The organism is Streptomyces sp. NPDC058371, assembly GCF_042723265.1.
GTDB lineage: Bacteria > Actinomycetota > Actinomycetes > Streptomycetales > Streptomycetaceae > Streptomyces.
In genome coordinates this window covers 244708-251118 of sequence record NZ_JBHXJC010000015.1, presented here as the reverse complement: position 1 = coordinate 251118, position 6411 = coordinate 244708, and the positions used below count along the sequence as shown (strand labels likewise).

Genomic DNA, 6411 nt, shown 5'->3' with positions numbered 1-6411 from the left:
GGGAGAGGACGGGGGGGGCGGGGGGGGGGGGGGGGGGGGGGGGCCGGGGTCCGGGGGGGGGCGGGGGCGGGGGGGGGGGGGGGGGGGCGGGGCCTTCCGGGGGGGGGGGGGCGCCCCGGCGGCCGGGGGCTCGACCGCACGGTGAGGGGTGGTGCGGGAGCGTCCTTCCGGCCAGACCGATACTGCCTGGGGCGGGGTCAAGCCGTGCAAGGCCCGGCGGGCGGCCGGGCGGGGTGGCCGGGGCCGGGTCGTGGGCGCAGTGGTGACGCTGAGGCGGTGGCCCGCCCGGACCGGCATGACGCAGCCCCCGAACTCCTGCCGTGCGGGCGGGAATCCGGGGGCCGGGCGTGGTCAGGGGCGGCGGGCCGGGCCGGGATCTATACGGGCAGGACGGCGGCCTGGGTGCGGTCGAACGCGGCGGCGTTGAGGGCGTAGGCGTGCCACCTGTGCTCGCCCGCGCGACGGGCGCCGCGCGCCATGGCGAGGTGGTCACGGTGGCTGCGGAGCCAGAAGGCGCGGGTCCTCAGCAGGGGGGCGATGCGCGCGGCGGAGCGTTCCCTTTCCGCCTCCCGCTCGTCGACCTCGTGCTGTACGCGGCGCAGGGCGGCGGCGTGGCTGGCTCGCCGGGATCGCTCGGCGTCGGCAAGCCGGTGCGGGTCGTGGCCGAAGCGTTCCTCGTCGGACGCTGCGTTGGTGCGGCGGCGGCCACCGTAGAGGTAGTAGCGCTGGATGGTCAGACGGTCCGTCGGTGCGACCGGCTCGGTGACGATTTCCAGCAGGGCCACCCCGCGCTGCAGGGCGGTGTCCAGGGTGCGGATGATCGGCGCGAGCTGGGCTTCGGCGTCACCGGCGATCAGCAGGCCGCCCCCGCCGTAGAGGACCTCGGTGCTGTGGATGGTCATGGTGCCGTTCCGGCAGTACGCGACGCGGATGAACTTCATGCCGGGGACGTCGTGGGCGATGGCCTCGTGCACGTGGATGCGTCCGGGGGTGGTGGTGTGGGAGAGCGTCATGGCGGTTCCTCGGGTCGGGTACAGCTCGCGCCAGGGGGCGGGCGCGGACGAGCGGGGCCGGCGCCGGGGCGGGCGGTGCGGGCCGCGGTCCCGGTGTTGGCCGGGGCCGGGCTGGGGGCTTGGGGGTGCCGGGCCGTCCCGGGGGGTGGGGGCGGCCCGGCGGCCGGGGGCTCGACCACAACCTCGGGGGATGGTGTGGGAGCGGCCTTCCGGCCCCACCAACACTGCCCCGCGCGGGGTCAAGCCGCGCAAGGCCCGGCGGCCGGGTGGACGTGCGGCGGCCCCGAACCCGGGGCGGGATGCCGGAGGTTCGGGGCCGGGGCGCTGGGGCGGTGTGGTCGTCGGGGTGTCAGGGGGCCAGGTCGGCCAGGAGGGCGGTTGCGTTGTCCGCGTAGACCTGGTTCGGGTCCAGGGCGCGGCTGGTCTTGACGGCGGTGTCGACAGCCAGGTTCACCAGGTCCCGGACGGTGGGGATCAGGTCGTCGCCGTCGCATTCGGTGAACAGGCAGTGCCGGGCGTCCTCGTGGGGTTCGTAGGCGCCGTCCGAGGCGAGCAGCAGGCGGCAGGGGCCGGTGATCTCTCGCGTGGCGGTCTCGATTGCGGGGTGGCGGTACAGGTTGCGTACGTCCTCGTCGGTGCGGTGAGAGCCGAGGCACGAGGTGATGTGGTTGCGGTTGCCGCCGTACGGATAGGTGGCGGTCGGGGGGTAGACGCGGCGCTTGTTGTGATCTTCGGTCAGGCGCACCGCGATCCCGCGTTCCATCAGGTACGCCCGGGAGTCGCCGCACCAGGCCACCGTCAAGGGCTCTTTGGGGGCCTTGACGGCGACTACGGCCGCTGCCTTGTGGCCGCCGCCGTAGTGGATGGCGTCGTCCCGGCACAGGTTGTAGACGTGCCGCAGTCCGGCCTCGGCGTCGCGCCGGCGGGCGGCGGTGCGGGCGATCTGCCGGGCAGCGCCGAGGGCCCACCGGTGGGTTGTCTCGCGTCGGCCGATGCCGTCCAGGAGGACGTACGCGCGGGTTCCGTCCGGGGTGCTGCGGACGGCGGTGGCGTCGCACTGGCCGGGGGCGGTTCCGGTGTGCTGGGCGGTGGCGTAGGTGCGCATGAGCCGGGCTCCGTTCAACGGGCTGATGGTGAGTGGGGGCCGCCCCGGGGTGGGGTGGTGGTCACCTGCTCCCCGCGGCTGGTGCTTCGTACTGTGGTGGGGCGCGGGGCAAGGACGGCAACCGCAGCAGTCTCGGCTGAGGTCGGTGAGCAGCCGGGGCCCGGCGGGCGTCGGACCGCCCCCGACCCCACGGTCAGGGGGGCGGGAGCGTCTTCCGGCCCCGCCGACGCGGCCGGGCAGCGGGCGTGCGGCGGCCCCGAACCCGGGCGGAATGCCGGAGGTTCGGGGCCGGTGGGCGTAAACGTTGGTCAGGCGGCCGGGATGGTCAGCAGGTGGCGCAGCCGGTCCAGGCCGGTGGCGTTGCGGCCGCGGCGCTCGTGCTCGGCCCGGCGGGCCTGGGCGCGGCGGTGGCTGGTGTAGGGGAGCTGGAAGTCGCGGACCAGGGTGCTGTTGCGGGCCTGGATGCGGGTGGCTTGCTCGGCGGTGATGTACGCCTCGGTGACTTCCTCCAAGATCAGCCGGGCGGCGGCCTGGGGGCAGCCGTCCAGGAGGGGTGCGGCGTCCGGGCCTTCCTCCTCGAACGCGGTGATCGCGGAGGTCACGAAGGTGAGGCGCGCCGGGTTGTTGCACTGGCCTGCGGTCTCCCGCAGCCCGTCCAGGACGGGGAAAGCGTGCGTCTGCCGTGCCGGACGCTGCCGGGCTGAGGCGGCCCGAAGGGGCGGGTGAGGTGGTCACCGCTCCCTCCGTGCCGCTGACCCAAACATGGCTGAGGACGGGGCAAGAGGCGCAACCGCCGCAGGGCGGGCGGGCGACGGCCCTCAGCGCCGGGGGCGTTGGACAGCGTGAGCTGTTCCTGGGTGAGGTGGTACCTGGTGGAGTGGCTGGAGAGCCGAGCGGATCAGTTGGGTGGGGTGGGCGGACGGACCATGCGGTGTGGGGTGTCGAGGTCGTCGTCGGGTCGGAAGCCATGGCGGCCATACCACGTGGCGAGTTGTTCCCGGGTGGGGTAACCGGGACGGAGCCTGCCGGGGTCGCAGGAAAGGGCGATCTCGTCATGGCCAAGGCGTTCGATCACGGCCGTGAGAAGTCGGGTGCCGTGCCCGTGGCGGCGGTGGCGGTCCACGCTTACCTGGTGCAACCAGTAGCCAGCGCCGTACTCGGCCACCTCCGCGTAGCCGATGCGCTCACCCAGGGCGAGCACCTCGAACCAGATCGCGCCGTCTTCCGGAACCTCACTAACGGTGAGGGTCGGTCCGATCCAAGCCAGTCCCGTGTCGGTCATCCGTACGAGCCAGGTGAGTGCTGCCGGGAATTCGACGAGTCCCTGCGCACCGAGTTCCCGGAACGTGGACCGGCTGAACGGGCGCCCGGTGTTCGGGTGACGGACTCGGCCGCCGCGGAAGTGGTCGAAGTGGACACCGGCGCCGGTGTCGTGCTCGGCGATCTCGTGCAACAGCGCTGCCGCTGCCGGGCACAGTGTGATGCCGGTCGGCTCCGGTGGGCTGTCCTGCTGAGGGGTGAGTCCTTCATGGGTCATGAGGGTCGCTCCTGGTGGCAACATGGGATCGGTTGGAGGGGCCGAGCGTCGGTCAGCAGCTCGTTGGCGGGTCAATGGGCTCCGGCCGCGGTGTCTAGAAAGCCCGCTCGCCCGTTGGAGTCGGCGCCGGGGGGCGCGCGAGGGATCAGAAGGTTCGCGACAGCCGACCGCCCCGCCGCCGGGTCGAGCGGCAGCGGAGCGGAGCTGTTGTCAGCTCCAGAGAGCCGGGGTGGCCGGATGGAAGAACACGTCACCGACCAGCCGGGAGTGGAGGGTGACGATGCCGGTGGGCAGCTCCAGGTGGACGCTCAACGTGCGGGTGCGGGCGGCCTGCCAGGCCAGTGAGCGCAGCCACGGGCCGGAGACCGGGTCCTGGGAGAACATGTCGCCGGTGAGGTGGGAGCTGATGTAGTGGTCGCCGGTGATCAGGTCCGTCTCCTGGCAGGCGAGCCGGTGGACCAGGGCGAACCTGCTGCCCGGCTTGTGCCGGGTCTGCCACCAGCCGGCGACCGTCCGGTCGGTCAGGGACAGGCCGCCCGGCCGGCCCGGGACGATCCACCGGCCGTCGTAGCGCAACCACTCGTTGCCCAGGGGGCAGCAGACGCTGTCGCCGTCGCGGAAGGGCGGCGGTGCGGTCTGCGCCCGGCCGCCGCGGGCGAGGATGAAGAAGTCGGCGGCCACCGCGCGGGGACCGTCGTAGGGCACCGGATCGGGCGCTGCCGGGACGCTGCGCGGAACGGCGTACAGGGCGGTGAGCGGGGCGGCAGTCATCGTATGGGCGGGCGCGGGCATGGCAACTCCTGTGCAGGGGTGGCGGGAAGAGTGCGAGAACGCGTCCGGCCCGGCGTTTCGCCGGTCGGGGCTCGACCACACCTGCCGGACGCCCGGCGGGGTGGGAACCGCGTTCTCGATGCCCGCACACTGACCCGGGATGGGCCAAGCCCGGCAACCCCCGGGGTCAGGAGCAGCAACCCCGGGGGCGGTTGGGGGCGGTGACGTGGAAGCGGCCCGCCTCTGGTTGTGCCGGGGGCGGGCCGGTCAGGTAGCGCACGGTGCAGGTCAGGTGCGGGAGACGAGCCGGGTCGCCTTGCTCAGGCGGCGGATTGTTGTGGTACGGGCCGGGGCGCGGGAGGGCAAGATGCGGCCGGAGTACTCGTGCCCTCGGCTCGGCGTCGGCAGAGACGGTCGCGACCGGAGCATTGCGGAAGACGATGCCGCCGTCCGTGACGTCGTCGGACGGGGCAAGGCAGGCGGTCCGCGGACCTGCAACGGCCCCCGGCCCGAGCCCCGAAGGCGCAGGGAGAGGCCGGATCCGACGTGCCTCACCTCGGCACGGCGGGCAGCAGGCATGACGCGGCCCCGGAGATAGGGAGCTGGCCGACACCAGGACGAGGCTCCGCGCACGGATATGCGCGGAGCCGGGGCCGAGCGGTCAGTGGTGAGTGATAGCTCGGATCGCGTCGGCGCAGCGCTGAGCGAGGGCGTCCAGGCCATCTGCGGGGGTGGCCAGGGGCAGGTAGACGCCGCCGTCGAAGGCTTCGACGCCCTCGGGGAGTTCGATGCTGTCCGGGAACCTCTGGCGGTCGTACTCAAGGACGAGGTCGCCTTCGTAGTCCTCGATGAGGGAGAAGCCCACGTCGTGGGGGCCGATGAACTCGGCGGTGGATCCCCAGGTGCTGGGATCGGTGCTCCAGCCGTGGCCGAGCCGAATAGCGGCAGCCTCAGCGATGCGGGCGACGGTGATTGCGGACGTCATGAGTTTCCTTGGGTGTCACGTGGACGGAGGTGTGGAGTGGGTCGGGGAAGTGAAGTGCTCACTCCTCCCGGCCGGTGGTCCGTACCGTGGCCGGGCGTAGGGCAAGGTACGCAAGCGTGCGGCACGGCCGGCGCGCGGATGGCCCCAGACCCCACACGGACGGTGGGGCTCGGGGCCGGGGCCGCGGCCGGCAAGGCAGTCAAACAGCCGTGCGCGACAGGGACATGGCACGGCGGGGCGGCGGGTGCATGGCGGGCAAGCCGACAGCCCCCCGGGCCCCGCCGTGGCAGCGGGGCCCGGGTGCCGGAGGAGGCCGGTCATGGTTGGTGGAAGACCTGAGCAACCGGGTAGAGGACGGGCTTCCAGTCGGGCGCCATGCGTACGCAGATCAGGCCGTCCTCGCCCGGCTCGTGCCACCGGCCGCCAACGGCGATCTGGGAGATCCTGGCCTCGTGCCCGGGACCATCGGCCGGGCGGACGGTGACGTGCTGGCCTCCGCGAACGCGTGCGGGGTCGACCGACTTGCCGGTGAGCCACGGCAGCACGTTGTCCCGGTAGTAGGTCAGGCCGCCTGCGGCGTCGATCATCCGCTTGCCGATCAGGCACCGGTAGCAGGTACCCCACCAGACGCGTTGACGCTGGCAGGAAGGGCATTCGGCCGTGTGCGCGTCAACGGAAGCGGCGAGTTGGGCGAATGACTCTTCGAGCTGGATGCGGGTGGGGCGGAGTTCCTCGTCGAGCCGGACCAGGTGGTGCGGGTCGGCGTTGCGTGTCGTCTTCTGTCCGTGGCGCTGGAGGACGACGGTCGGTCGACGCCCGCCGGGGCCATAGATGGTGTGCACGACGCTGGCCGGGGTGCGCTCGGCATCATGCGGCTCGAACACCTGCTGGCCAGGCTCGTATGTGAAGCAGGACGCCATCTGGAAGGTCTGCGGGCGGGTGATCACGTGGTCATCTCCGGTGTGGCTGTACGGCGGGCGGTCGCCTCGGTGGTGTGACG

7 protein-coding genes are annotated in these 6411 nt (G+C 73.2%); all 7 read right to left on the bottom strand.

The annotated features are described in order from the left end of the window. Positions 1-377 precede the first annotated feature (377 nt). Positions 378-1013 carry a hypothetical protein gene (locus tag ACFWM2_RS33505; RefSeq protein ID WP_383287783.1) on the bottom strand — a complete coding sequence of 212 codons (636 nt, stop codon included), beginning with the start codon at positions 1011-1013 and terminating at the stop codon, positions 378-380. Positions 1014-1362: 349 nt separating this feature from the next. Then, the gene (locus ACFWM2_RS33500) at positions 1363-2118 is read right to left on the bottom strand and encodes a mucin-2 (protein WP_383287781.1); all 756 of its coding nucleotides are present in this window, start codon (positions 2116-2118) and stop codon (positions 1363-1365) included. A 308-nt stretch (positions 2119-2426) separates the two neighbouring features. Next, positions 2427-2720 carry a hypothetical protein gene (locus ACFWM2_RS33495; RefSeq protein WP_383287779.1) on the bottom strand — a complete coding sequence of 98 codons (294 nt, stop codon included), beginning with the start codon at positions 2718-2720 and terminating at the stop codon, positions 2427-2429. 296 nt (positions 2721-3016) lie between these two features. Then, entirely contained in the window at positions 3017-3655 is a 639-nt protein-coding gene (locus ACFWM2_RS33490; protein ID WP_383287777.1) for a GNAT family N-acetyltransferase, read from the bottom strand. A 210-nt stretch (positions 3656-3865) separates the two neighbouring features. Then, positions 3866-4447 (bottom strand): hypothetical protein, encoded by a 582-nt coding sequence (locus tag ACFWM2_RS33485; RefSeq protein WP_383287775.1) that lies wholly within the window; start codon positions 4445-4447, stop codon positions 3866-3868. Between the two features lie 640 nt (positions 4448-5087). Further along, positions 5088-5411, bottom strand: coding sequence for a hypothetical protein (locus ACFWM2_RS33480; protein ID WP_383287773.1), 324 nt, complete (start codon positions 5409-5411; stop codon positions 5088-5090). Positions 5412-5728: 317 nt separating this feature from the next. Further along, positions 5729-6358, bottom strand: coding sequence for a hypothetical protein (locus tag ACFWM2_RS33475; RefSeq protein WP_383287771.1), 630 nt, complete (start codon positions 6356-6358; stop codon positions 5729-5731). Between the last annotated feature and the right edge of the window lie 53 nt (positions 6359-6411).